Raw genomic sequence first — 25026 nt, 5'->3', positions numbered from 1 at the left:
CAGAGATTACAAATCGCTTTGCTTGTGGAAGCCGTCTTTGATGACGGTAGATTCGATATTGGTTTTATCCACTTCGATAGGATTCAGCAGACGAGCCGGTACATCTTTCAGCCCGTTGTTCAACTTCGCGTCGGATTTTGGCGCTTGCCCATTACCCAGCTCGACAGCGATTTCTGCGGCGGTAGTAGCGAGTTCGGTAATCGGTTTATATACCGTCATGGTCTGGGTACCGGCAATGATGCGTTTCACGCCAGCCAGATCCGCATCCTGCCCGGAAATGGCGACTTTGCCCGCCAGCCCCTGGGCGCTCAGCGCCTGGATCGCGCCGCCTGCGGTGGCGTCGTTGGAGGCAACCACGGCATCGATTTTGTTATTATTCGCCGTTAAGGCGTTTTCCATGATTTTCAGCGCGTTTTCAGGCAACCAGCCGTCTACCCACTGATCGCCGACGATATGAATTTTGCCGTCATCGATAAATGGCTTCAGCACTTTCATCTGCCCGGCGCGGAACAGTTTGGCGTTATTGTCCACCGGCGAACCGCCCATCAGGAAGTAATTACCCTGCGGCACTTTATCGACCAGGGTTTTAGCCTGTAATTCGCCGACTTTTTCGTTATCAAAAGAAATATAAAAATCGATGTCGGCGTTATTAATCATTCGGTCATAGGCTAATACTTTAATTCCTTCGCGTTTGGCTTCCGCCACCACGTTGCTTAATACCTGGCCGTTGTAAGGAATGATCACTAATACATCCACGCCGCGGTTTATCATGTTTTCGATCTGCGACATTTGGGTTTCTTCGTTGCCATTCGCGGATTGTACAAACACTTTCGCGCCGAGCGCTTCCGCCTTATTGACGAAAATATCGCGGTCTTTTTGCCAGCGTTCCAGACGAAGGTCGTCAATTGCCATGCCGATTTTCACTTCTTTGGCGATGCCGCTCATGCTGGTGAGCAGCAAAGAAGCGCACAGGGTGAGGGCAAGGTTCTTTATCTTCATAGTGTTAATACCTGTTGTAGGGTGATAGTGGCGTATTACAACTCAGAGTAAAGAGACGTTCTTTTCAGTAAACGTTTAGAGTTTTGACCTGGAAGCAGCGAACCTTCAATTACAGATTTTCGTCCTGGCATTACGTTTTTTTGTTTGTTTTCTGTTTTATGACCGCGATCGAATTTTAAATTTAACAAATCACCTGGATTACCTGGTTCTGGATAATTCCTCGCACTTTTGTCATTTCTGTAAATAGAGTTTTTGTGACCGGTGGCGCGTTTGTGCATTATCTTAATGGCAGTGTGAAATAACGTAATTGAGGAACGGGCGGGTAATATCCAGGATTATTTTACACAGTGCTCGAACCCGCTCTCTGATTACGGAGTTAATTATGCAAAGTTATTTCGACCAGCTTGAACGTGTGAAATATGAAGGACCTGAGACATCGAATCCTCTGGCGTTTCGTCATTACAACCCGGACCAAAAGGTGCTGGGTAAACGCATGGAAGATCACCTGCGGTTCGCCGCGTGCTACTGGCACACCTTCTGCTGGAATGGCGCAGATATGTTTGGCGTCGGTTCTTTCGATCGCCCCTGGCAGCAACCGGGCGATGCGCTGGCGCTGGCGGCCCGTAAAGCGGAAGTGGCGTTTGAATTTTTCCATAAGCTGAACGTGCCGTACTACTGCTTCCATGATGTTGATGTCTCGCCGGAAGGGGCGTCGCTAAAAGAATATCTCAATAATTTCCACCATATGGTCGATGTGCTTGAGCAAAAGCAGCAGCAGTCAGGCGTGAAATTACTGTGGGGCACCGCCAACTGCTTCACTAACCCGCGCTATGGCGCAGGCGCGGCAACCAGCCCGGATCCGGAAGTCTTTTCCTGGGCTGCCACCCAAGTGGTGACGGCGATGAACGCCACGCACCGTCTGGGCGGTGAAAACTACGTGTTGTGGGGCGGTCGCGAAGGGTATGAAACGCTGCTTAATACCGATTTACGCCAGGAGCGCGAGCAGATTGGCCGTTTCATGCAAATGGTGGTTGAGCACAAACATAAAATTGGCTTCCAGGGGACGTTACTGATTGAGCCGAAACCGCAGGAACCGACGAAACACCAGTACGATTATGATGTGGCGACGGTATACGGCTTCCTGAAACAGTTTGGCCTGGAAAAAGAAATCAAGGTCAATATTGAAGCCAACCACGCTACGCTGGCCGGGCACTCTTTCCATCATGAGATTGCCAGCGCAATTGCGCTGGGCGTATTCGGTTCCGTTGATGCCAACCGCGGCGACCCGCAGCTGGGCTGGGATACCGACCAGTTCCCAATTAGCGTGGAAGAGAACGCGCTGGTGATGTATGAAATCATCAAGGCGGGAGGCTTCACCACTGGCGGGCTGAACTTCGATGCCAAAGTACGCCGCCAAAGTACCGATAAATACGATCTGTTCTATGGGCATATCGGCGCGATGGATACCATGGCGCTGGCGCTGAAAGTCGCGGCGCGCATGATTGAGGACGGCGAGCTGGATAGCCGCGTCGCCAAACGCTACGCTGGCTGGAATGGTGAACTGGGCCAGCAAATTCTGAAAGGGCAGCTCTCGCTGGAGCAATTAGCGAAGTACGCTGAACAGCAAAACCTGGCGCCGCGTCATCAGAGCGGGCATCAGGAGCTGTTGGAAAATCTGGTCAATCACTATCTGTTCGATCGTTAAACCCCCTGCGCCACAACGGTGGCGCTGATTAAGGAGTTGCCGCCATGTATATCGGGATTGATTTGGGAACCTCGGGCGTGAAAGTCATTTTGCTGGGCGAGGAGGGCGAGCTGCTGGCGACGCATTCCGAGCCCCTGACGGTATCGCGCCCCCATCCATTGTGGTCTGAGCAGGATCCCGAATCATGGTGGCAAGCCACCGACAAGGCCATGCAGGCGCTGGGCGCGCAGCATAGCCTGAAAGCGGTGAAGGCTTTAGGCATCGCGGGGCAGATGCATGGCGCAACGCTACTGGATAAACAACAGCGGGTGCTGCGCCCGGCGATATTATGGAACGACGGTCGCTGCGGTGAAGAGTGCCAACTGCTTGAGGCCAGAATTGCCGATTCCCGATCTATCACCGGCAACCTGATGATGCCGGGCTTTACTGCGCCCAAGTTGCTATGGGTGCAACGCCATGAACCGGCGGTATTTGAGCAGGTCGACAAGATTTTGTTACCGAAGGATTATCTCCGCTTGCGGATGACCGGTGAGTTTGCAGGCGATATGTCTGATGCCGCAGGAACGATGTGGCTGGACGTCGGCAAGCGCGACTGGAGTGACGAAATGCTGGAAGCATGTGGGTTAACGCGTCAGCACATGCCCGCATTGTTTGAAGGCAGCGAGGTGACCGGACGTTTAACGGCGGACATCGCCAACCGCTGGAATATGCCTGCGGTGCCAGTCGTTGCAGGCGGCGGCGATAACGCCGCGGGCGCAGTTGGCGTCGGCATTGCCGATGCCGGGCAGGCGATGCTCTCCCTGGGAACGTCTGGCGTCTACTTCGCGGTCAGCGAGGGTTTTCTGTCGAAGCCGGAGAGCGCGGTTCACAGCTTCTGCCACGCATTGCCTAAACGCTGGCACCTGATGTCCGTCATGCTGAGCGCCGCGTCCTGTCTGGACTGGGCAGCCAAACTCACCGGTTTGGGCAGCGTCCCGGCGTTAATTGACGCGGCAAAACAGGCCAACGTCGATGCTGGCCCGGTATGGTTCCTTCCCTATCTCTCCGGCGAGCGGACCCCCCATAACAACCCGAACGCCAAAGGCGTATTTTTTGGCATGACGCATCAGCATGGCCCGGCGGAGCTGGCGCAGGCGGTGCTTGAAGGGGTGGGGTATGCGCTGGCTGACGGCATGGACGTCGTCCACAGCTGCGGATTGCAACCAAAGAGCGTCACGCTGATCGGCGGCGGGGCGCGCAGTGAATACTGGCGGCAAATGCTGGCGGACATCAGCGGGCAAATCCTCGATTACCGCACCGGCGGCGATGTCGGCCCGGCGCTGGGCGCGGCGCGTCTGGCGCAGATTGCGCTTTCACCTGGGCGTCCGCTGCAAGATTTACTGCCGCCGCTGCATCTGGAACAGCAACATCAGCCTGACGACGCTAACTTTAACCGCTACAGCGAAAGACGTGAGACATTCCGGCAAATTTATCAGCAGTTAGCGCCGTTGATGAAGTAGCAGAGCGAGACGTCCTGGTTTTACCTTTCTTTGTCCGTTTTTGGTATTACCGGGCTTCAGATGCCTTGCCAGAATGGGGTTACACCCACTGAGCGAGGCGTCCTGAAATGTCACCATCCGCATTAATCAACATCGATACCCAAGTTTCTTTCTTTCATCGCGATTACTGGGAAGATAGCGACTTCTCTGATTTCCAGTTGGCGATTTCCCAACTCATTGCCGGTTGCCAAAAGCGGGACATCCCGGTGGTGGATATTTTCCACGTAGCCGATCAGGGGCCGTTTTCGCTGGAGTCCGGCTATGTGAAGCCGATGCCTTTTCTGACGCATCAGGCAGATATCACTTTCCATAAGCATGTTCATAACGCGTTTACCGACACGGGCCTGGACCACTGGTTACGCGTGCGCGGAATTAACCACCTGATTATTTGTGGGATACGCACCGAGCAGTGCTGTGAAACCACCACCCGCGTGGCGTCTGACCTGGGGTATCGGGTAAGTTTTGTCTCTGAAGCGATGCTGACCTTTGCGATGCGCTATAAAGACATTACGCTGGATAGCCAAACCCTGCGGCATCGTACTGAAACGGTGCTGGAAGGCCGATTCGCCACGGTGCAAACGGTCGCTGAATGCCTGGAGTCGCTGAGATGAAAACAGATGTCTGGTTTTTGGTGTTGCCCGGCACGCTGGCGCTGGACATGATCGGGCCTGCGGAAACGCTGGGCCTGGCAAGCGAAGCGTTCAGTCTGCATTACATTGGGCCGGAGCCGGAAGTTAGCACCTCGATCGGGTTGACTATGGGCGGCATCGGCCCGCTACCTGAACATCTACCGAAAAAAAGCCTGCTGGTGCTTTCCGGTGTCAGCGATTCTACGCGCTATTTCGATACGCCTCAGGCGGTAGAGGCGCGACGCTGGCTGGGCCGCCAACTTGCCGCTATCCAGTGCGGGGATATCCAGCTGGTCTGCGTTTGTTCCGGCTCGCTGCTGGCGGCGCGTTCCGGGCTGTTGCACGGCGTAGAATGCACCACGCATCACGATGTGATAACGCGGCTTAAAGCCGCTGAACCGGGCGCTATTGTGCGGGAAGGGCGGATTTTTGTTGAAGATCGCGGCATCTGGACCAGCGCGGGTATTACCTCCGGTATCGATTTATCCCTGCATCTGATTAACCGGCTGCATGGCCCACAGTTGGCGTTAGACGTGGCCCGGGAAATGGTGGTGTGGTTCCGCCGTTCGGGGGAGGACCCGCAGCTCTCGCCCTGGCTTCGCTATCGTAATCATATGCATCCGGCGGTCCATAAAGCGCAGGATCTGCTGTCGGGAGCGCCGGAATCTGAATGGCGGCTACCGGATATCGCCGCACGGGTGTTTGTCAGCCCGCGTCACCTGTCGCGCTTATTCCAGCAGCATCTGGGCATTAGCGTGCGCGATTATCTGGAGCAGCTTCGCCTGGCGCAGGCTGAACAACGCCTGTTACAAGGGCAGGGCGTTGAACAGGCCTGCCATGCGGCGGGATTTTCATCACCGCGCCAGCTGTATCGCGCCCGACAGCGCGCTAGCTAACCAGCTTTCGCGTATCAATCCGCTGCAACAGCACGGAAAGAATCAACGAACCGACCAGCGTGGCGCTAAAAATCCAGATGATATCCAGCACCGGCCAGTGCGTGATTTCAATATGGCGAGTGCGCAGCGCATGAATAAACAGAGCATGGAAGCCGTAAATGCCGAGCGAGTGGCGAGATATTAACGCCAACCCTGGCAATGGACGGGCGTTAAGCGTGTTTTTGACCACCACAAACAGGCTCAGGGCGGCGATAAACACCAGTGGCCCGCAGTAAAGATAAAAGGTGTCGCTGAAATTGCCCTGCCGCGCCAGTTCCGAATGCGTTCCCAGGCTGATTAACGTGACGCAGGTGATAAAGGCCAGCGCGGCGATAACGGTATAACGGCGATAATGTGTTTCCAGCATCCCAAGCGCGCGGCCCAATAACCCATACAGCACGTAATAAAACGTATCGCCATTGATATACAAGTTAACCGGCAGCCATTTCATGCCGTGGAAACTTTGCGGCACCGTATTGGGGTTTGCGATCACGCCAGCCACCAACAGCACGCCAAAAATCACCGGCAAGCCAACCTTTTTTACCGAAATCAATGGCGATAACAGGTAGATAACGATAATCGCGAAGAAAAACCACAGGTGATAAAACACCGGTTTTTGCAACAGATTGATGATCGATAACCGCGGGCTGATGGAGGTAAACAGTGTGATATAGAGAAACGCAACGGTGCTGTAAAACAGCAGACATAATCCGATGCGTAAAAAGTGGCGTCGTTCGGCGCTGCGTTCGCCGAAAAACAGGTAGCCAGAAATCATAAAAAAGAGCGGAACGCTGACGCGCGAGGCGGAATTCAAAGCATTGGAAAAATTCCAGCTAAAAGGCGTGACCACGTCGGCGTTGGTAATATACCAGGTCGTGGTGTGAATCATAATCACCATTAAGCAGGCGATACCGCGCAGGTTATCTATCCAGTTTATTTTGTGCTGCATTTTCTCCCCGGCTCATACTTTGCTATTCCGCTAGTGTCGGTCTATTAATTATCACTGTACTCGGGATCATTCCGAGTTTGCTTTCCAGGGCTTGCGAGGTGCCGCGCGGGCCAGCCACAATGCGTTCTGTCCTGAACGCACGTATAACCCCTCAATACGGATAGCAAAGTATAATGACTACGACACCCATACGCTTTTCTATGCTTGCCGCCGTCATCCTTCTTGCTGGTTGCGCCAGCCAGGAAACGCAGCCACAGCACGCCCAAAAAGCGAAAGTCACGCCGATGCATTCGCTGGCAATGGAAAACCAGTGCCGGGAAAACGCGGCCCATCGCTATAACCTCACTAGTCAAAATATCCATATTACCGATTTCGATGCATTCCAGGGCAGTTATGAAATGCAAGGTAGCACCGCACGCCATGAAGGTTTTACCTGCGCGTTCGATCTGGATGGGCAGTTTTTACACCTGTCGATGCGTTAATGCGCTTAACGGTGGGTAATAACCTTAAATAATCGCCGGAATTCCATCCTGAAGCCCGTTTTGACGCCCCGTTCCGTTGCCCCCGTGATGCAACGTTGAGCCTTTTGAGTATATACTGGTCGCTTCCACTTAAACCCACTCGTATCGCGTGCGAAATCAACATGCAAAAGTTTGATACCAAGACCTTTCAGGGCTTGATCCTGACCTTACAGGATTACTGGGCCCGCCAGGGCTGCACCATCGTTCAACCGCTGGATATGGAAGTCGGCGCCGGCACTTCACATCCTATGACCTGTCTGCGTGCGCTCGGGCCTGAGCCTATCGCTGCCGCTTATGTGCAGCCTTCCCGCCGCCCGACCGATGGCCGCTACGGCGAAAACCCCAACCGTTTACAGCACTACTATCAGTTCCAGGTGATCATCAAACCGTCGCCGGACAATATTCAGGAACTGTACCTCGGATCGCTGAAAGAGCTGGGTATGGACCCAACGATTCATGACATTCGCTTCGTGGAAGATAACTGGGAAAACCCGACGCTGGGCGCCTGGGGTCTCGGCTGGGAAGTATGGCTGAACGGTATGGAAGTCACTCAATTCACTTACTTCCAACAGGTTGGCGGCCTTGAATGTAAGCCGGTGACCGGTGAAATCACCTACGGTCTTGAGCGTCTCGCTATGTATATCCAGGGCGTGGACAGTGTTTACGATCTGGTATGGAGCGACGGCCCGCTGGGTAAAACCACCTACGGCGACGTGTTCCATCAAAATGAAGTGGAACAATCGACCTATAACTTCGAATACGCGGACGTGGATTTTCTTTTCACCTGCTTCGAGCAGTATGAGAAAGAGGCCCAGCAGCTTCTGGCGCTGGAAACCCCGCTGCCGTTGCCAGCCTATGAACGTATTCTGAAAGCCGCCCACAGCTTCAACCTGCTGGATGCCCGTAAGGCCATCTCGGTAACCGAGCGTCAGCGCTATATCTTGCGCATTCGTACGCTCACCAAAGCTGTGGCGGAAGCCTACTACGCTTCCCGTGAAGCGCTGGGCTTCCCGATGTGTAACAGAAACAATTAAGAGGCTGCCATGTCTGAAAAAACTTTTCTGGTGGAGATCGGCACTGAAGAGCTGCCACCAAAAGCTCTGCGCAGCCTGGCGGAATCCTTCGCTGCGAACGTTACTGCTGAACTCGATGCGGCCAATATCGCTCACGGCGAGGTGAAATGGTTCGCTGCGCCGCGTCGTCTGGCGCTGAAAATCGCTAATCTGGCGGAATCTCAGCCGGATCGTGAAGTGGAAAAACGCGGCCCGGCCATTGCCCAGGCCTTTGATGCCGAAGGCAAGCCGAGCAAAGCGGCGGAAGGCTGGGCGCGCGGCTGCGGTATTACCGTCGATCAGGCTGAACGGTTAACCACCGACAAAGGCGAATGGCTGCTGTATCGCGCTCACGTCAAAGGCGAAAGCGTTGAAGCGCTTCTGCCGGGCATGATCAGCGTTTCGCTGGCGAAATTGCCGATTCCGAAACTGATGCGTTGGGGCGCGTCCGACGTTCATTTTGTGCGCCCGGTGCATACCGTTACGCTATTACTGGATGACAAACTGATCCCGGCCAATATCCTCGGCATTCAGTCCGATCGCGTGATCCGCGGGCATCGCTTTATGGGCGAGCCGGAATTCACCCTTGAACGTGCCGATCAGTATCCGGATATCCTGCTGGAGCGCGGTAAGGTCATTGCCGACTATGAGCAGCGCAAAGCCAAAATCAAAGCCGACGCCGAAGAGGCCGCACGTAAAATTGGCGGCAATGCCGATCTGAGCGAAAGCCTGCTGGAAGAAGTCACCTCGTTGGTGGAATGGCCAGTCGTGCTGACCGCCAAATTCGAAGAGAAATTCCTGGCAGTACCGGCGGAAGCGTTGGTTTACACCATGAAAGGCGACCAGAAGTACTTCCCGGTATATGACAATAACGGGAAGCTGCTGCCTAACTTCATCTTTGTGGCGAATATCGAATCTAAAGATCCGCAGCAGATTATTTCTGGTAACGAAAAAGTAGTGCGCCCGCGTCTGGCGGATGCGGAGTTCTTCTTTAATACCGACCGCAAAAAGCGTCTTGAAGAGCATCTGCCGCGTCTGGAAACCGTGTTGTTCCAGCAGCAGTTAGGCACATTGCGCGATAAAACTGACCGTATTCAAGCGCTTGCCGGTTGGATTGCCGGGCAAACTGGTGCGGATGTGAATCATGCGACCCGCGCTGGCCTGCTGTCCAAATGCGATCTGATGACCAACATGGTGTTCGAGTTTACTGACACCCAGGGCGTGATGGGGATGCACTATGCCCGTCACGATGGTGAGGCGGAAGACGTTGCCGTGGCGCTGAACGAGCAGTACCAGCCGCGTTTCGCGGGCGACGCTCTGCCGTCTAACCCGGTGGCTTGTGCGGTGGCGATCGCCGACAAAATGGATACCCTGGCGGGTATTTTTGGCATCGGCCAGCATCCCAAAGGCGATAAAGACCCGTTTGCGCTGCGTCGCGCTGCGCTCGGCGTGTTGCGTATCATCGTTGAGAAAAACCTGCCGCTCGATCTGCAAACCCTGACGGAAGAAGCGGTACGTTTGTATGGTAGCAAGCTCACCAACGCCAACGTGGTTGATGACGTCATCGACTTTATGCTGGGCCGTTTCCGCGCATGGTATCAGGAAGAAGGCCATAGCGTGGATACCATCCAGGCCGTGCTGGCGCGTCGTCCGACCAAACCGGCGGATTTTGATGCCCGCATGAAAGCGGTATCGCATTTCCGTACCCTGGAAGCGGCTTCTGCGCTGGCAGCTGCCAACAAGCGTGTATCGAATATTCTGGCGAAATCCACCGAAACGCTGCACGACCATGTCCGCGCTTCGGTACTGAAAGAACCGGAAGAAATCGAACTGGCGCGTCAGTTGGTTATCCTGCGCGATAAACTGGAGCCAGCTTTTGCCAAAGGTGAATACCAGCAGGCGCTGGTGGAACTGGCCGCATTGCGCGCCCCGGTCGATGCCTTCTTCGATAAAGTAATGGTGATGGCAGACGATCAGGAGTTGCGCGTTAACCGTCTGACGCTGCTGTCTAAGCTACGCGAATTGTTCCTGCAGGTCGCGGATATTTCTCTGCTGCAGTAACGGTTGTTGTAGTAAATGAAAAAACCCGCTACGCAAGGCGGGTTTTTTATTTTTGACGTTATCTTAAAACATAATTATTTATTAAAAATAGCCGTTCTGTTACCGGTTAGACTAATTATGGATAAGTTAAAGATCGGTATTATCGTTGACGGGTGCTCAAGGCTATTTAGCCGGAGCATGACGCAAGGGTTGGATAGACGAAAGCCCCGTAATTAAATCCATTTAATTAACGGGGCCGCAATCCCAACTCCAAACAGTTGGATTGTAGCCCCTTCCAACGAAGGAGGCAATTATGCCTGTAAAGTATAAATACACATTTCTCTGCTTATTAGTGATATGTGTAACTATTCTCTGTTTTATCTGGATAGTGCAGGATCGGCTGTGTGAATTCAGCATTAAAGAGAAAAGCAGTGAATTACGGGCAGTGCTTGCCTGCGAAGCAGGGAGGTAAAGCAGTGCGGGAGATCGATCTCCCGCATTTCAGTCAACTGGCGGGTTGGGCCTGAAGGCACCCAAATTTATTCCTGGATATTGCTCCAGCCATTATCCGAAAACAATTTTATTTATCTAAAACACCAGTCTTATTAGCGGTTCCGTTAATTATTTACGTCATAAAAATGATTACTATCACTTCGGGTGCTCAAGGCTATTTAGCCGGAGCATGATGCAAGGGTTGGATAGACGAAAGCCCCGTAATTAAATCCATTTAATTAACGGGGCCGCAATCACACCCAAACAGTCTGATTGTAGCCCCTTCCAACGAAGGAGGCAATTATGCCTGTAAAATATAAATACACATTTCTCTGCTTATTAGTGATATGTGTAACTATTCTCTGTTTTATCTGGATAGTGCAGGATCGGCTGTGTGAATTCAGCATTAAAGAGAAAAACAGTGAATTACGGGCAGTGCTTGCCTGCGAAGCAGGGAGGTAAAGCAGTGCGGGAGAGCGATCTCCCGCATTTCAGTCAACTGGCGGGTTGGGCCTGAAGGCACCCAAATTTATTGCTGGATATTGCCCCAGCCATTATCCGAAAACAATTTTATTTATCTACAACACCGGCGTTATTAGCGGTTCCGTTAATTATTTGCGCCAAAAAACTCATTATTATCACTTCGGGTGCTCAAGGCTATTTAGCCGGAGCATGATGCAAGGGTTGGATAGACGAAAGCCCCGTAATTAAATCCATTTAATTAACGGGGCCACAATCACAACCGAAACAGTTTGATTGTAGCCCCTTCCAACGAAGGAGGCAATTATGCCTGTAAAGCATAAATACACATTTCTGAGTGTATTAGTGATATGTTTAACCATTCTCTGTTTTATCTGGATAGTGCAGGATCGGCTTTGTGAATTCAGCATTAAAGAGAAAAACAGTGAATTACGGGCAGTGCTTGCCTGCGAAGCAGGGAGGTAAAGCAGTGCGGGAGAGCGATCTCCCGCATTTCAGTCAACTGACGGGTTGGGCCTGAAGGCACCCAAATTTATTCCTGGATATTGCTCCAGCCATTATCCGAAAACAATTTTATTTATCTAAAACGCCAGTGTTATTAGCGGTTCCGTTAATTATTTGCGCCATAAAAATGATTACTATCACTTCGGGTGCTCAAGGCTATTTAGCCGGAGCATGACGCGAAGGTTGGATAGACGAAAGCCCCGTAATTAAATCCATTTAATTAACGGGGCCGCAATCCCAACACCAACAGTTGGATTGTAGCCCCTTCAACTGAAGGAGGCAATTATGCCTGTAAAGTATAAATACACATTTCTCTGCTTATTAGTGATATGCGTAACGCTGCTTTGTTTTATCTGGATGGTGAAGGATCGTTTGTGTGAATTCACTCTTAAAGAACAAAACAATGAATTACGGGCGGTCCTTGCTTACGAAGCAGGGAAGTAATTGCAGTGCGGGAGAGCAATCTCCCGCATTTCAGTCAACTGACGGGTTGGGCCTGAAGGCACCCACACTGATCTCTAAAAACACACAACCCCCGTTTTAAACGGGGGTTGTCACGACCAGGAAAACCAAAAGGATACAGAGCAATAAAATTATTCCATCAACTGCTTACTGAGCATCGGGTTCGCCTGAATCAGGCGCATCAGCTTCAGTTCGGTGCTGGAGGGTTTTACGCGTTTTGATTCCCATTCATGCACCATGGCAACACTCACGCCCATCACCCGGGCCAGGTCATCAACTTTCAGACCGGTACTCTTTCGCAGTTGTTCAAACTCGGAAAAAGCGGACGGTTTATGGGTCAGGGTCACTTTCTGTGAATCATCTTTAAAAACAATCTGCTCAAGGCTGCTGAGCAACTCAACCATTGGATCTTTATATTCCATTGAGAACTCCTCATAAATCACACTGCGGGATCGTGAACGCTAAGAAGCACATTAAGAATAGTCCCTAAATGCAATCAGGGATGGTTGCGTTGGTGATTAATCGCGCGATTAGATTTTTTTAAGCGGCAAATCGCGGTTAATTTCATGCTAACTGACTGATTATGCAAACCAATAAAGATTTAGAAAATTTATGTCTTTGGGTAGAAATAATGCGTAAATCACTCTGCGTCCGGGATCTGGCCTGCCGGTAAGATCGCCGGCAGGCCTGGACCTCAAGCGGCGCGTTCAATCACCATCAATAGTTGCCCCGCCTGTACCTGATTTCCCTGCTGACGCTGGAACGTCCGGATCGTTCCGGTAACGGGCGCGGTAATCGGGATCTCCATTTTCATGGATTCGAGAATTCCGATCAGTTGGCCTTCCGCGACTTTTTCTCCCGGCTTCACCAGCCACTGCCAGACGCTGCCTGCTACCAGGCTTTCAACGCCACAACAGCTGTCGGGGATAGTGTCGTCGCTGTCATTTTGCGCGTCGGATTCACTTTCAAAGGTAAACTGACCATCGGCGCGCCAGCGTGCCAGTTCCTCATCAAACGCTTTCTGACGTTTATCCTGGAAGGTGGCGATATCCGTTGCGTCCTGTTCCAGCATGTGTTGCCAGTCGCTCAGGCTGAACTCCCCCTGTTCGATACGCAAGGGATGGTCGCCCCACGGGAAGCGCTCGCGCAGCGTCAATAACTCCTCATGGCTGACCGGATAGAAGCGGATTTGGTCGAAAAAACGCAGTAGCCACGGTTGGGTGAAGACTTCCGTTTTACGATCGCGATTCCACATCTGTACGGTACGGCCCACGAACTGATAGCCGCCAGGTCCTTCCATACCGTAGACGCACAAATAAGCGCCGCCGATGCCCACCGAGTTTTCCGCCGTCCAGGTGCGCGCCGGATTGTATTTCGTGGTCACCAGACGGTGACGCGGATCGACCGGCGTGGCGACCGGCGCGCCGAGATAGACATCTCCCAGCCCCATCACCAGATACGAGGCGTTAAACACAATCTCTTTGACCTGTTCGACGCTATCCAGTCCGTTGATGCGACGGATAAATTCAATGTTGCTCGGACACCACGGCGCGCCGGGACGCACCGACTGGGTGTAACGGGTAATCGCCTCGCGGCAGGCGGCGTCGTCCCAGCTGAGCGGTAGCCAGACAGTGCGTGACGGCACTTTGGCGTCGCGCAGATCCCGCAACTGGAGATCGGCCTCGCGGATAATGGCGATCAGCGCATCGCGCGGGCACTGCGCCGGATCGAAATGGATCTGCAAAGAGCGGATCCCCGGCGTCATTTCCAGCCGCCCGGCGATCGACATGGCTTCCAACTGTTGCATCAGCGCGTGGACCCGAAAGCGCAGAGCGATGTCCAGCCGCTGCTCGCCATATTCCACCAGCAGAAAGCGGTCGCCCGCCGCCCGCACGGCAATGGCAGGCATACCGTCGCGAGCGTCGTCCTGCCATAAAATTGGCGATGGCAGAGCGTTAAGCGCTATATCACCCGATGCGCTGGCGGTTTGCTGCGTGCTGTCGGCCTCTTCCAGCGTAACCGGCGCAAAGGAGATCGTATCGCCAGCTTTCAGCTGGCCCAGCTTCCATAAATCCTGATGGATCACCGTGGCCGGGCAGACAAACCCGCCCAGCGACGGACCGTCCGGCCCGAGGATCACCGGCATATCGCCGGTAAAATCCACCGTGCCGAAGGCATAGGCGTTATCGTGAATATTGGATGGATGCATTCCCGCCTCGCCGCCGTCCGGGCGCGCCCAGGTGGGTTTGGGGCCTATCAGACGGATGCCGGTGCGGCTGGAGTTGTAATGCACCTGCCAGCGGGCCGCGAAAAACGCTTCAATATCCTGCCCGGTAAAGAATTCCGGCGCGCCATGCGGACCGTAAATCACCCGCAGCTGCCAGTGGCTGGTGATAACGGGGTAAGCATCGGCGGGCAGCGTGGCGTCAGGGCGGATCGCCGGTGCGGCGAGGTGGAGGACATCCCCCGCCCGCAGCGCCCGTCCGGCGTGGCCGCCGAATTTTCCCAGCGTAAAGGTACTGCGGCTGCCCAGGTAATGCGGGCAATCCAGGCCGCCAGCAATCAGCAGATAACTACGGCAGCCTGCGCCCTGTACCGCGCCGATTTTGAGGATCTGGCCTGCCAGCACGTTGACCACCTGGCGCATCGCGACTGGCGCATCGTCTAGCGTGGCGTCAATATCCGCGCCGGTCAGCACGATGGAGCAAGCCTGATTAACGCGCAGCGTCGGGCCGCGCAGCGTGATTTCCAGCCCGGCGGCGTCGTGCGGGTTTTGCAGCAGTTGGTTGCCCAGCTCAAATGCCAGGCTATCGAACGGGCCGGAGGGTGGCACGCCAACGTCCCAGTAGCCCACGCGGCCCGGTAGATCCTGGATCGTGGTTAGGGTGCCGCCGCTCAGCACGTCCAGGGTGGCGGGCTGCCAGCTCACATCGCCTAAGGTGGCGGTAATGACCTTGCCGTCGCGCACCTGCGGTAGCGTCAGCAAATGACGCAGCCAGTTCAGGTTAGTTTCGATACCGTAAAGCCGGGTTTGCTCCAGCGCGTTTTGCAGCGCCGCTAATGCCTGCGGGCGGCTGTCGGCATGGACAATCACTTTTGCCAGCATCGGATCGTAAAATGCCGATACCTCGCAGCCGCCGGAAATCCAGCTGTCGATGCGCAGTTGCGCTGCCTCCACGCTTTCCGGGAAAACCACTTCGCTGAGCAACCCGGCCACCGGCTGGAAATTTTTCGCCGGATCTTCCGCATACAGCCGCACCTGAATGGCATGGCCTTGTGGCGCAGTCATCAGCGTATCCAGCGCAGACAACGTTTGTGCCCCCAGTTCCACCATCCAGCGCACGATGTCTACGCCGTAGACCATCTCGGTGACGCCGTGCTCTACCTGTAGACGGGTGTTTACCTCCAAAAACCAGAACTGCCCGGAGACGTCGTCGTAGACATATTCCACGGTGCCGGCGCTGCGATAATTCACTGCCTGGCACAGGCGGATTGCGGTATCGTGCAACGCCCGACGGTTAGCGTCCGAGAGGCGCGGCGCAGGGGTTTCTTCAATCACCTTCTGATTGCGACGCTGGGCCGAGCAGTCACGTTCACCCAACGCGATCACGTTGCCGTTGCCGTCGCCGAAGACTTGCACTTCAATATGCCGCGCCCGGGCAATAAATTTCTCTAAAAAGACGCCATCGTCGGCGAAATTGTTACCTGCCAGGCGTTTTACGCGCGTAAAAGCTTCGTCAAGCGCTGCCGCGTCGTCGCAGCGTTGCATCCCAATGCCGCCGCCGCCCGCGGTGCTTTTCAGCATCACCGGATAACCGATTTTCTCGGCAGCTTGCTGCGCGGCTTGCGGCGTGGTTAACAGGCCGCTACCCGGTAGCAGCGGCACATGGTTTTGCTCTGCCAGTTCGCGGGCGCGGTGTTTCAGGCCGAACGCCGCCATTTGCTCGGTGGTTGGGCCGAGAAACACCACGCCCTCGCGTTCACAGCGCTCAACAAACAGAGCGTTTTCACTCAGAAACCCATAGCCCGGATGTACCGCTTGCGCGCCATGTTCGCGCATGATGGTGAACAGTTTGTCCTGATTGAGATAAGTTTCCCGCACGTTGCCATCACCTAATGAAATGGCGACATCCGCCTGGCGAACGTGCTCGGCGTGTTTATCCGCTTCGGCATACACGGCAATGGCGGTAATGCCCATTTGCTTCAGGGTGCGGATGATGCGCACCGCAATCGCGCCACGGTTGGCGATTAGAATTCGAGTTAACATAACCGGCTCTCCGGCGGGCAGGTCGTCCTGCGTTATTCATCGCGCTGTGTTGCGGGTCGTCCCGCAGCGCCGGATCACCACACCGTGACGGCGATGGGGGTCGGGTTATACCCGTTGCAGGGGTTGTTGAGTTGCGGACAGTTGGAGATCAGCACCAGAACGTTCATTTTGGCGACCAGTTCAACGTATTTCCCCGGCGCGGAGATGCCATCGGCGAAGCACAACCCGCCGTCCTGGGTGACCGGCACGTTCATAAAGAAATTGATGTTGTGGGTGATATCGCGGCGCGTCAGGCCGAACGCCGGGTGCTCGGCAATCGCCAGCATCCACGAGTCGCGGCAGGCGTGCATATGGCGCTTTTCAAGATCGTAACGCACGGTATTGCTTTCGGTGGCGCAGGCGCCGCCCAGGGTATCGTGGTGGCCACAGGTATCGGCGACGATCTCCAGCATCGGGCGGTCGTCGCTGGAGCGCAGCACCGTGCCGGTGGTCAGAAAGACATTGCCCTGGCCGCGTACCGTGTCCGACATGCTGTAGCGTTCCGCGATGTCATCGGCATTGAAAAACAGCGTATCCGCCGCCTGGTTGCCTTCCAGGTCGGTAATGCGCAGGGTTTGCCCTTCGGTGATGTTATACAGCCAGTAATCCCCAGCCTTAACGGTGGCGCGATAGATCGCATCCGCCGGATTGCGCGCGCTTTCGGTCAGCATGAGCAGGCTCCTTCGCTGAGATGATAAAGATGGTTGTTGCACAGCCCGCGCTGGTTTTCCGCGCGTTCGAGGCACTGCGCGGGAAGGGGTTTGCGCTCGCCGTCGATGCGGATGCCCAGCGGCTGGCGCGGGTACGCCGTCGCGTTGCTCAGCGGATGCGGGCAGGTGTGTAAAACGACCAGCGTATCCATGGCGAAACGCAGGGTGACGCTCGCGCCCGCTGCGCCCTGGCGCACCAGCTCCAGCTTGCCGTCATCGTTAGCGGCGACGTGGGCGAACAGGTTCAGGCAGGCCGCCATATCGCGTTTGCCAAGGCCGTATTTCGCCAGCTCTACCAGAAAGCTGTCGTAGCCGTTCTGGTGGCGATCGTTACGCGCCTGCTGGTAATCGCTCGCGCCGAACTGCCGTTCGGTCAGCGCCGCGTTGGCGGTACCACAGACCGTTTCATGCCAGCCGAAACTGTCCTGTTCGATGCCGCAAAAAATCCGCCCCATATCGGAGTAGAGGCAGTGGCCCGCCGTCAGCCGAAAGGTGTGCTGGCACTTCAGCGTATCGGGGGCGTTATAGCGTTCCAGCAGGTTTTCCGGGTTGTAAAACAGCACGCCTGCGTTGACCCCGCCCGCCAGGTCGGTCAGGGTCAGGGCGGTGCCCTGGCGCATCATCAGCGACCAGTGGCTGCCCGCCGGTAATTGAGTTTGATATGCGTTCATCATGGCTCCTTGTTAATGACCAAACAGCGCGGCGGGCTGTTCGGTAACGGGATACAGCGCGTCAGGGAACAGCGGCGTCACGCTGCCCGCGGGTTTGCGATCTAATGGGATGTCGTAGGTAATGCTCGCGCCATACGCTTCGGGGGCCTGCGGGTCGTGGCGCACTTTGTCGAATACCCACAGCCGCGAGCCCAGCGAGAACCCCTCTTTCAAATCGTGGGTGATCATAAAAATGGTCAGCTTGTGGCGCTCCCACAGTGAGCTGATCAGCACGTGCATTTCCGCGCGGATGCCGGGGTCCAGCGCGCCAAACGGCTCATCGAGCAGCAGGATGCGCGGCTGTTTCATCAGGGCCTGCGCCAGCGCCAGGCGCTGCTGCATCCCGCCGGAAAGCTGATGCGGATATTTATCCTGGGCGCCCAGCAAGCCGACTTGTTTCAGCATCACCCGCGCCTGCTCGCGGATCGCGGCGCGCTTGCGGCCCCAAACGCGGCCCAGCCATCGCGCCTGGCTGAACTCTTCCGCCAGCATCACGTTTTCAATGACCGTCAGGTGCGGGAATACCGAGTAGCGCTGGAACACAATGCCGCGTTGGGCGTCGGGCTCCTGAGCCAGCGGCTTACCGTCGAGCAAAAAGGTCCCTTTGGAGGGCGATTCGGTGCCGAGCAGCATTTTCAGAAAAGTGGTTTTACCGCAGCCGGACGCGCCGACGATGGTGATAAATTCCCCCTCTTCAACGCTGACGTTCAGCCGCTCCAGCACCACCTGGCTGTCGTACTCTTTTGCGACGTTTTTCAGTTCTAATAAAGGCATGGCAGCTCCTCAGCGGGCGTAGTACCAGGGGAAACAACGGCGGTTCACGACTCGCAGCAGCAAATCGAGGGCGAAGGCGAGCAGGGTGATCCAGGCGACGTAGGGCAAAATCACGTCCATCGCCATGTAACGGCGCATCAGGAAGATGCGGTAGCCCAGCCCTTCGGTCGCGGCGATGGCTTCCGCAGCAATCAAAAACAGCCACGCCGAGCACAGCGACAGGCGCACGGCATCAATCAGGCGCGGCATCAGCTGCGGCAGAAACACCCGCCACAGGATTTGTCCGCTGTGTCCGCCCAGCGTCTGGGCTTTGATCAGTTGCTCATGGGGGATCGCCATCGCCTGCAGCTGTAAATCGCGGATGATAAACGGCGTAATGCCAATCACGATCAGCACCACTTTCGACACTTCGCCGAGGCCGAAACAGATAAACAAAATCGGCAGAATGGCCAGTGGCGGGATCAGCGCCAGCGTGGTGATCAGCGGTGATAAAAAAGCGCGTACTGCAGGCAATGCGCCGCAAAACAGGCCAAAGGCCAGCGCGATAATTGCGCTGAGCACCGCGCCGCTCAGCAGACGCAGCAGGCTGGCGGCGGTGTCGGCCCACAGCAGGTACTCCCCGGTGCGCGGGCTGGGCGTAAACGCCATCCGGTCAATCGCGCTGAACATGGCATCAAAACCGGGCAGCAGTTTATCGGCGCTGTTAGCCGCCAGCCGCGCATCGGAGGCGATCAGGTAGACAAACAGCATCGCCAGGAGTGGAAGGGCGCCCAGCAGCACCCGGCTCATCGGCTGCGGTTGAAAGTTGATCATTTTGCGCATGGACGCCTCCGTGATTACAGTTGGTTGTTAGCCGCGAGGCGGACAAACTCGTCGCTAAAACGTAATTTGACGTTCTGGCTGTCGCCCCAGACGCCCGCAGGCGTTTCAATGCCCACCACGTCGGCGGATGGGGCGGCTTCGCCCAGCAAACCGTGGTTAAAAGAGAATTCCGCGACTTTCTGCATGGTGGTTTTCAGCTGCGGGCTGCTGGTGAAGGCCAGCGCCAGCTGTGGCGTGGTGAACAGGTGCGTGGCGGCCAGTTGTGCGTCGAAACCCGCCAGGTTGGTGCCCGCCGCTTCCCCCATCTGAGTGCGTGCCGCTTTGGCGGTTTCGCCGTCGCCCTGCATGGTTTTCAGGGTTTCAAACCACGCGCCAGTCAGCGCTTTGCCCAGTTCAGGATGTTTTTTCAGGGTGACGGTATTTACCACCAGCAGATCGAGGATTTCGCCGGGGATTTGCGCCGAGGTGAACAGCGTTTTCGCGCCCGGCTGTTTTTGTGCTTCAGCCAGCAGTGGGTTCCAGGTGACGATGGTTTTGACGTCTGGCGTGGTGAAAGCCGACACCAGATCCGCATCCGCCGTGTTCACTACTTTGATGTCTTTCTCGCTCAGGCCCGCGTTTTCCAGCGCCCGCGCCAGCAGATAGTGGGAAACGGAAAGCTCCACCAGATTCACCGGCTGGCCTTTCAGCGCCGCGACGCTGTCGGCGGATTTGGTCAGGATGCCATCATTGCCGTTAGAATAGTCGCCGATAATCAGCGCCGTGGAATCCACGCCGCCGCTGGCGGGCAGGGTCAGCGCATCCATGTTAGTCATGGTGCAGCCGTCAAAGCCGCCGGCGGTATACTGGTTTACGGATTCGATATAGTCGTTAACCTGCACAAACTGGATATCAATGTTGTATTTATCGGCCCATTTTTTGATGATGCCGCTCTGTTGGGCGTAATCCCAGGGCATCCATCCGGCATAAATCGACCAGCAGAGTTTGAAGGCGGGTTTCGCCGCGACGGCGGTGGCGCTAAACAGGACCAGCGCGGCGAGCAGAATGGCTTTGTGGCAGGCTTTAAACATGATGGTTCCTCTGACGTTGACGGAATAAGCAGGAGGGCGCGAACCAGTCGCGTATCCTCCCGGGCTTTTGTCCCGCCGTGTAACCGCCAGAGGGCGGTCGATCGCTCTCGGACCAGCGTCTTGCGACCGGAACCCTAGCGATCCATTTCCAGATTGTCAGGCGACGGCGGCGTACCGCCTGTCCCCCCTGCAGAGTTATCAGAGCAAGATGAATGCCAGTTTCGGTAATTCGTTAAAAAACTGTTGCAGTACAATAGGCTGCGTGGTTTGTCGCTGCCGACGGCGAAAAAACCGCTGCGTCATAGCGGTGCAATGCGGGTTCAGACGGCGCACCGTCATGAAGCAACGGATCAAGAGTTTGTGTTATGGGGGTATCATGCAGGGCGTGACTGCACTATCCTTGTCAACGTTGAAGGCATACGGGTTGTCGTGTGCGTATTTTTGGGTGAAGGAGTTTAAAGATGGCGACAGGTAAGTCCTGCTCTCGCTGGTTTGCGCCTTTGGCGGCGTTACTGATGGTGGTCAGCCTGAGTGGTTGCTTCGATAAAGAGGGCGATCAACGCAAAGCGTTTATCGATTTTCTGCAAAACACGGTGATGCGCAGCGGCGAGCGTTTGCCGACGCTGACGGCGGATCAGAAAAAGCAATTCGGGCCGTTTGTCTCTGATTACGCCATTATTTATGGCTATTCCCAACAGGTTAATCAGGCTATGGATGCCGGTATTCGTCCGGTGGTCGATAGCGTTAACGCCATCCGCGTTCCGCAGGATTATATGACGCAAAGCAACCCGCTGCGCCAGGCTAACGGCTCGCTGGGCGTGCTGAGCCAGCAGTTGCAGAATGCGAAGATGCAGGCTGATAGCTCTAAAGCGTCTTTGAAGCAAGCGGATGATTTAAAATCGGTTTACGATAAAGTTTATGAAAAAGTCGTGACTAATCCGGCGAATGCGCTGCAACCGCTGATCCCGGCGGCCCAGACCTTTACCCAGCAACTGGTGCAGGTGGGCGATTTCATTGGCCAGCAGGGTACTCAGGTGAGCTTTGTGGCTAACGGGATCCAGTTCCCAACATCGCAGCAGGCAAGCCAGTACAACCAGCTGATTGGACCGCTGGCTGCGCAGCATCAGGCGTTTAACCAGGCCTATTCCGCCGTAGTTAACTCGCTGCAGTAATCCCCCCGCTTCCTCATGCAACACGCGTGAGGAAGCTTTTTTTTGCCCCGGTCACGAAACTGGTGTGCATTTTCTGTCGCTTTGTGCCTATTTAACCGGTACAGGTTTCATTCCCGCGCCCCGCTTGTTATAACTTTCTCACTGGAAGTAATAAAAAAACGCACCTCACCCCTAACAAAAGCGTAAGGACATCCCATGTCTGAAATTCGGCAACGCACCGTGGAAAATATGCAAAAGTTTTCCAGAGCGATGATCGGCGCAGTATTATTTTTACCGGTAATCGGTTTAATTCTGGCACTCAGTTCGGTATTAACCAATCCCTCTCTGATCCCTGAAAACAGTGTTATTCATAATATCGGCCAGCTGCTGGGGGATACCTTCTGGCCGCTGTTTGGAAATTTAGGTTTATTATTTTGCGTGGGGATTAGCTACGGCCTCGCCAAAGATAAAAAAACCGAAGTCGCCCTGGTGGCGGTGATGTGTTTTATTATGTTTTTGGGCGCTAATCATTCCTGGCTGGAATTAACCCATCAGGTTGCACAAACCATCAACGGCGAATATTACGGCACCGGACAAACGCGATTGTTGGGTTTTGTGGTAGTGGATATGGGGGTCTTCCTCGGTATTATTCTGGGCTGCACGCTTGCGTGGGTTCACAATAACGTGTCGCAGATTGAATTACCCGGCGCGCTTTCCATGTATGGCGGGGCGAAATTAACCCTGATTGCCATGACGCCGGTGGTGTTGCTTTATGCTATCGCCTTTACCACTATCTGGCCAGTGATGACCCACGGCATTACCGCGCTGACCGGCTTTATGAAAAACGCCGGCGTGGCGGGCGTATTCGTCTACGGCTTCTTTGAAAAATTCCTTATCCCGACCGGCCTGCATCATTTTGTCTGGTCACCGTTCCAGTTAACCCAGATTGGCGGCACGTTAACGGTGGATGGACAGACGGTATCCGGCACCCAGGCGATTTTCCTCGCCTATATGCGCCACCCGGATTTAACGCCGCTGATGAACGATGCGTTGCGCTTTTCTCAGCAGGGCATGACCACCATCTTTGGCTTATCCGGTGCGGCGCTGGCGTTCTATCACACTGCCAGCCCGGCGAAAAAACAGATGGCGAAGGCCATATTATTACCGGCGATCATTACTTCTATTTTAACCGGTATTACCGAGCCGATTGAGTTTACCTTCCTGTTTGTTTCTCCGCTGTTGTGGGTGATCCACGCCACATTAACGGCGGCGTCCCAGGCAATTTGCGATTTGTTCAGCGTACGCCCCTGGGGTGCGTCCGGGTTAATTGAGTTTGTGATCTATAACCTACCGTTGCCGGTGGCATTAACCCGCTGGCCGTTATATATCGTGATCGGTATTGGGCAATTCGCCGCCTATTATGTGATATTCCGCACCCTGGTGGTGAAACTGAATCTGAAAACACCGGGCCGCGAAGATGACGATGAAGTGAAGTTGTACAGCAAGCAAGATTACCAGGCGAAAAATAAGCAAAAAAATAAAGACGTGACCGATGAAATCATTAAAGGCCTCGGAGGCCGGGAAAATATTCTGTCGGTTGACAACTGCTTTACCCGCTTGCGCGTAGCGGTAAAAGATTTAACGCAGGTTAATGACGCCATCCTTAAATCAACCGGGGCTAACGGCGTAGTGCGAAATAGTAATGAAGTACAGGTAATTTATGGCGTGAGAGTAGGGCAGATCCGCTCACGAGTGGACGTCTGGCTCGCGCAAACACCAACCGGGAGTAACGTATGAAATTAGCAGTATTAGGTGGCGGCGGTGTTCGCTCGGCATTTCTGGCCAAATCACTGGCATACAATGCCCATCGCATCAATCTTAAAGAAGTCGTTTTCCTGGACAGCTCTGAACAGAACCTGGCGCTGTTCGGCGAACTGGCGCGCTATGTGTTTACCACCATTCGCCCGGACATTGATTTCAAACTGACGCGCGATCCGCTGGTGGCGCTGAAAGACGCCAATTACATCATCACCACCTTGCGCGTCGGCGGTGATGAAAGCCGCATTCGCGACGAGCGCATCGCGCTGAATTTTAATACCCTCGGTCAGGAAACCACTGGCGCAGGCGGCTTCGCCATGGCATTACGCTCGGTGCCCGCCATTCTGGAATACTGCCGTCTGATTGAACAACATGCGGCCAGCGATGCGATCCTGTTTAACTTTACCAACCCGTCAGGGCTGGTGACGGAAGCGATTGTGAAGTCCGGCTTTACGCGCCGCGTTTACGGCATTTGCGATGCACCTTCAGAGCTGATCCGCGAGTTACCCGCCCTGCTGGGCTGTGAAGAGCGCGATCTGCGCGTGGAGTGCTACGGCCTGAACCATTTCTCCTGGTTTACCAACATCACGGTAAACGGCGAGTCGGTGACGGAAAAACTGGTCAATATGCCGGAACTGTATGCCCGTACCGCGATGCAATATTTCTCGCCGGAGCTGGTACGCCTGTGCGACAACCAGCTACTGAACGAGTACCTTTATTACTATTACTACAAAGAAGAAGCGCTGGCGGCCATTCAGGCATCCGGCGAGACGCGCGGCGAGCAGATCGCCCGCATCAACCGCGAAATGCGTGAAGAGCTGTCGGGTATTGATGTTAAAGCCGAGCCGCAACGCGCCTTTAGCGTGTGGATGAAGCACTATTTGCGCCGTGAAAACAGCTACATGCAGAATGAATCGCAGCAGGAGAAATTCCACACCAGGGAGCCCCTAACGCTGCAACAGTTTATCGAAGAGCCGGACACCGGCGGCTATGCGGGCGTGGCGCTGGACATTCTTGAAGCGGTCAACAGTAAAGAAACCAAACGCATTGTGGTGTCGATCCCCAATAACGGTACCCTGGATTTCCTGCGCCCGGACGATGTGATTGAGATCAGCTGCGACCTGAGCAAAGACGGGTTGAAGCCGGTCACGCCAGCTTATGTACCGCAGGCGCAGAAGAACATGATTGCCTGTGTGAAAGAGTACGAGCGGCTGGGCGTGGAGGCGATTCTTACCGGTGACCGTAGCCTGGCGGTGCGGGCGTTGATGGCGCATCCGCTGATCGGCTCATGGAGCCTGGCGGAAAAGCTGGTTCATGCCTACATCGATGAACCGAACAAGGCCTGAGAATAAAGGGGCG

General features: G+C 55.0%; 23 protein-coding genes and 1 riboswitch. Of the genes, 14 read left to right on the top strand and 9 right to left on the bottom strand.

Annotated elements, in window-relative coordinates; translation table 11 throughout:
• Positions 1–6: 6 nt before the first annotated feature.
• Positions 7–999 (bottom strand): D-xylose ABC transporter substrate-binding protein, encoded by a 993-nt coding sequence (xylF, locus tag FHW74_RS11815; protein ID WP_183170618.1) that lies wholly within the window; start codon positions 997–999, stop codon positions 7–9.
• A gap of 382 nt (positions 1000–1381) precedes the next feature.
• On the opposite strand from xylF, the gene xylA reads away from it, so the two are divergent.
• The 4 genes from xylA to FHW74_RS11795 all read left to right on the top strand — a co-directional run bounded on the left by xylA (position 1382) and on the right by FHW74_RS11795 (position 5767).
• On the top strand, positions 1382–2704 hold the full coding sequence (gene xylA / locus FHW74_RS11810) for a xylose isomerase (protein ID WP_183170617.1): 1323 nt from the start codon (positions 1382–1384) through the stop codon (positions 2702–2704).
• 44 nt (positions 2705–2748) lie between these two features.
• Complete coding sequence (gene xylB, locus FHW74_RS11805) at positions 2749–4203, top strand: xylulokinase (protein WP_183170616.1); 1455 nt, start codon at positions 2749–2751, stop codon at positions 4201–4203.
• 107 nt (positions 4204–4310) lie between these two features.
• Positions 4311–4853, top strand: coding sequence for a cysteine hydrolase family protein (locus FHW74_RS11800; RefSeq protein WP_183170615.1), 543 nt, complete (start codon positions 4311–4313; stop codon positions 4851–4853).
• Positions 4850–5767: a GlxA family transcriptional regulator gene (locus tag FHW74_RS11795; protein WP_183170614.1), complete on the top strand. Its 918-nt coding sequence runs from the start codon at positions 4850–4852 to the stop codon at positions 5765–5767. Before FHW74_RS11800 ends, FHW74_RS11795 begins: the two co-directional genes overlap by 4 nt.
• On the opposite strand, the gene FHW74_RS11790 is transcribed toward FHW74_RS11795, so the two are convergent.
• Entirely contained in the window at positions 5760–6755 is a 996-nt protein-coding gene (locus FHW74_RS11790) for an acyltransferase (protein WP_183170613.1), read from the bottom strand. The genes FHW74_RS11795 and FHW74_RS11790 overlap by 8 nt on opposite strands.
• A 173-nt stretch (positions 6756–6928) precedes the next feature.
• Between FHW74_RS11790 and FHW74_RS11785 the strand changes: the two genes are divergently transcribed.
• The 7 genes from FHW74_RS11785 (at position 6929) to FHW74_RS11755 (ending at position 12288) form a co-directional block, all read left to right on the top strand.
• Positions 6929–7237, top strand: a complete 309-nt coding sequence (locus FHW74_RS11785; RefSeq protein WP_183170612.1) for a YsaB family lipoprotein — start codon at positions 6929–6931, stop codon at positions 7235–7237.
• A gap of 161 nt (positions 7238–7398) precedes the next feature.
• On the top strand, positions 7399–8310 hold the full coding sequence (gene glyQ / locus FHW74_RS11780) for a glycine--tRNA ligase subunit alpha (protein ID WP_183170611.1): 912 nt from the start codon (positions 7399–7401) through the stop codon (positions 8308–8310).
• Between the two features lie 9 nt (positions 8311–8319).
• Complete coding sequence (gene glyS / locus FHW74_RS11775; RefSeq protein ID WP_183170610.1) at positions 8320–10389, top strand: glycine--tRNA ligase subunit beta; 2070 nt, start codon at positions 8320–8322, stop codon at positions 10387–10389.
• 292 nt (positions 10390–10681) lie between these two features.
• Entirely contained in the window at positions 10682–10840 is a 159-nt protein-coding gene (locus FHW74_RS11770) for a Hok/Gef family protein (protein WP_183170609.1), read from the top strand.
• 323 nt (positions 10841–11163) lie between these two features.
• Positions 11164–11322 (top strand): Hok/Gef family protein, encoded by a 159-nt coding sequence (locus tag FHW74_RS11765; protein ID WP_183170608.1) that lies wholly within the window; start codon positions 11164–11166, stop codon positions 11320–11322.
• Between the two features lie 324 nt (positions 11323–11646).
• On the top strand, positions 11647–11805 hold the full coding sequence (locus tag FHW74_RS11760) for a Hok/Gef family protein (RefSeq protein ID WP_183170607.1): 159 nt from the start codon (positions 11647–11649) through the stop codon (positions 11803–11805).
• A 324-nt stretch (positions 11806–12129) separates the two neighbouring features.
• Positions 12130–12288 carry a Hok/Gef family protein gene (locus tag FHW74_RS11755; protein WP_183170606.1) on the top strand — a complete coding sequence of 53 codons (159 nt, stop codon included), beginning with the start codon at positions 12130–12132 and terminating at the stop codon, positions 12286–12288.
• Positions 12289–12437: 149 nt separating this feature from the next.
• Here the strand turns inward: FHW74_RS11755 and FHW74_RS11750 are convergent, their stop codons facing one another.
• The 7 genes from FHW74_RS11750 to FHW74_RS11720 all read right to left on the bottom strand — a co-directional run bounded on the left by FHW74_RS11750 (position 12438) and on the right by FHW74_RS11720 (position 20698).
• Positions 12438–12728 carry an HTH-type transcriptional regulator gene (locus tag FHW74_RS11750; RefSeq protein WP_125292777.1) on the bottom strand — a complete coding sequence of 97 codons (291 nt, stop codon included), beginning with the start codon at positions 12726–12728 and terminating at the stop codon, positions 12438–12440.
• A gap of 272 nt (positions 12729–13000) precedes the next feature.
• Complete coding sequence (gene uca / locus FHW74_RS11745; protein ID WP_183170605.1) at positions 13001–16573, bottom strand: urea carboxylase; 3573 nt, start codon at positions 16571–16573, stop codon at positions 13001–13003.
• A 74-nt stretch (positions 16574–16647) separates the two neighbouring features.
• Positions 16648–17283: an urea amidolyase associated protein UAAP2 gene (locus FHW74_RS11740; protein ID WP_183170604.1), complete on the bottom strand. Its 636-nt coding sequence runs from the start codon at positions 17281–17283 to the stop codon at positions 16648–16650.
• The gene (locus tag FHW74_RS11735) at positions 17277–17996 is read right to left on the bottom strand and encodes an urea amidolyase associated protein UAAP1 (RefSeq protein WP_183170603.1); all 720 of its coding nucleotides are present in this window, start codon (positions 17994–17996) and stop codon (positions 17277–17279) included. Before FHW74_RS11735 ends, FHW74_RS11740 begins: the two co-directional genes overlap by 7 nt.
• A 9-nt stretch (positions 17997–18005) precedes the next feature.
• The gene (locus tag FHW74_RS11730; protein WP_183170602.1) at positions 18006–18806 is read right to left on the bottom strand and encodes an ABC transporter ATP-binding protein; all 801 of its coding nucleotides are present in this window, start codon (positions 18804–18806) and stop codon (positions 18006–18008) included.
• A 9-nt stretch (positions 18807–18815) separates the two neighbouring features.
• Positions 18816–19628, bottom strand: a complete 813-nt coding sequence (locus FHW74_RS11725) for an ABC transporter permease (protein ID WP_183170601.1) — start codon at positions 19626–19628, stop codon at positions 18816–18818.
• A 14-nt stretch (positions 19629–19642) separates the two neighbouring features.
• Entirely contained in the window at positions 19643–20698 is a 1056-nt protein-coding gene (locus FHW74_RS11720) for a putative urea ABC transporter substrate-binding protein (protein ID WP_183170600.1), read from the bottom strand.
• 54 nt (positions 20699–20752) lie between these two features.
• Positions 20753–20847, bottom strand: a riboswitch (guanidine-I (ykkC/yxkD leader).
• Between the two features lie 312 nt (positions 20848–21159).
• Between FHW74_RS11720 and FHW74_RS11715 the strand changes: the two genes are divergently transcribed.
• The 3 genes from FHW74_RS11715 (at position 21160) to FHW74_RS11705 (ending at position 25013) form a co-directional block, all read left to right on the top strand.
• The gene (locus FHW74_RS11715) at positions 21160–21870 is read left to right on the top strand and encodes a DUF3053 domain-containing protein (protein ID WP_183170599.1); all 711 of its coding nucleotides are present in this window, start codon (positions 21160–21162) and stop codon (positions 21868–21870) included.
• A 195-nt stretch (positions 21871–22065) separates the two neighbouring features.
• Positions 22066–23646: a PTS transporter subunit EIIC gene (locus FHW74_RS11710; protein WP_183170598.1), complete on the top strand. Its 1581-nt coding sequence runs from the start codon at positions 22066–22068 to the stop codon at positions 23644–23646.
• A complete protein-coding gene (locus tag FHW74_RS11705; protein WP_183170597.1) occupies positions 23643–25013 on the top strand; it encodes a glycoside hydrolase in 1371 nt (456 codons plus the stop codon). Before FHW74_RS11710 ends, FHW74_RS11705 begins: the two co-directional genes overlap by 4 nt.
• The last annotated feature ends 13 nt before the right edge of the window (positions 25014–25026 follow it).

The organism is Atlantibacter sp. RC6, assembly GCF_014193285.1.
GTDB lineage: Bacteria > Pseudomonadota > Gammaproteobacteria > Enterobacterales > Enterobacteriaceae > Atlantibacter.
This window is presented reverse-complemented; position numbering and strand designations above follow the sequence as displayed.

What these genes read in the sequence shown, in the direction of transcription:
- FHW74_RS11715 (WP_183170599.1), top strand. Translation starts at nt 21,160, where the DNA reads ATGGCGACAGGTAAGTCCTGCTCTCGCTGGTTTGCGCCTTTGGCGGCG.
- FHW74_RS11725 (WP_183170601.1), bottom strand. Translation starts at nt 19,628, where the DNA reads ATGCGCAAAATGATCAACTTTCAACCGCAGCCGATGAGCCGGGTGCTG.
- FHW74_RS11770 (WP_183170609.1), top strand. Translation starts at nt 10,682, where the DNA reads ATGCCTGTAAAGTATAAATACACATTTCTCTGCTTATTAGTGATATGT.
- FHW74_RS11740 (WP_183170604.1), bottom strand. Translation starts at nt 17,283, where the DNA reads ATGCTGACCGAAAGCGCGCGCAATCCGGCGGATGCGATCTATCGCGCC.
- uca (WP_183170605.1), bottom strand. Translation starts at nt 16,573, where the DNA reads ATGTTAACTCGAATTCTAATCGCCAACCGTGGCGCGATTGCGGTGCGC.
- FHW74_RS11750 (WP_125292777.1), bottom strand. Translation starts at nt 12,728, where the DNA reads ATGGAATATAAAGATCCAATGGTTGAGTTGCTCAGCAGCCTTGAGCAG.
- FHW74_RS11795 (WP_183170614.1), top strand. Translation starts at nt 4,850, where the DNA reads ATGAAAACAGATGTCTGGTTTTTGGTGTTGCCCGGCACGCTGGCGCTG.
- FHW74_RS11760 (WP_183170607.1), top strand. Translation starts at nt 11,647, where the DNA reads ATGCCTGTAAAGCATAAATACACATTTCTGAGTGTATTAGTGATATGT.
- FHW74_RS11755 (WP_183170606.1), top strand. Translation starts at nt 12,130, where the DNA reads ATGCCTGTAAAGTATAAATACACATTTCTCTGCTTATTAGTGATATGC.
- FHW74_RS11790 (WP_183170613.1), bottom strand. Translation starts at nt 6,755, where the DNA reads ATGCAGCACAAAATAAACTGGATAGATAACCTGCGCGGTATCGCCTGC.
- FHW74_RS11710 (WP_183170598.1), top strand. Translation starts at nt 22,066, where the DNA reads ATGTCTGAAATTCGGCAACGCACCGTGGAAAATATGCAAAAGTTTTCC.
- glyS (WP_183170610.1), top strand. Translation starts at nt 8,320, where the DNA reads ATGTCTGAAAAAACTTTTCTGGTGGAGATCGGCACTGAAGAGCTGCCA.
- xylB (WP_183170616.1), top strand. Translation starts at nt 2,749, where the DNA reads ATGTATATCGGGATTGATTTGGGAACCTCGGGCGTGAAAGTCATTTTG.
- FHW74_RS11765 (WP_183170608.1), top strand. Translation starts at nt 11,164, where the DNA reads ATGCCTGTAAAATATAAATACACATTTCTCTGCTTATTAGTGATATGT.
- glyQ (WP_183170611.1), top strand. Translation starts at nt 7,399, where the DNA reads ATGCAAAAGTTTGATACCAAGACCTTTCAGGGCTTGATCCTGACCTTA.
- FHW74_RS11730 (WP_183170602.1), bottom strand. Translation starts at nt 18,806, where the DNA reads ATGCCTTTATTAGAACTGAAAAACGTCGCAAAAGAGTACGACAGCCAG.
- FHW74_RS11705 (WP_183170597.1), top strand. Translation starts at nt 23,643, where the DNA reads ATGAAATTAGCAGTATTAGGTGGCGGCGGTGTTCGCTCGGCATTTCTG.
- FHW74_RS11720 (WP_183170600.1), bottom strand. Translation starts at nt 20,698, where the DNA reads ATGTTTAAAGCCTGCCACAAAGCCATTCTGCTCGCCGCGCTGGTCCTG.
- FHW74_RS11785 (WP_183170612.1), top strand. Translation starts at nt 6,929, where the DNA reads ATGACTACGACACCCATACGCTTTTCTATGCTTGCCGCCGTCATCCTT.
- FHW74_RS11800 (WP_183170615.1), top strand. Translation starts at nt 4,311, where the DNA reads ATGTCACCATCCGCATTAATCAACATCGATACCCAAGTTTCTTTCTTT.
- xylF (WP_183170618.1), bottom strand. Translation starts at nt 999, where the DNA reads ATGAAGATAAAGAACCTTGCCCTCACCCTGTGCGCTTCTTTGCTGCTC.
- FHW74_RS11735 (WP_183170603.1), bottom strand. Translation starts at nt 17,996, where the DNA reads ATGATGAACGCATATCAAACTCAATTACCGGCGGGCAGCCACTGGTCG.
- xylA (WP_183170617.1), top strand. Translation starts at nt 1,382, where the DNA reads ATGCAAAGTTATTTCGACCAGCTTGAACGTGTGAAATATGAAGGACCT.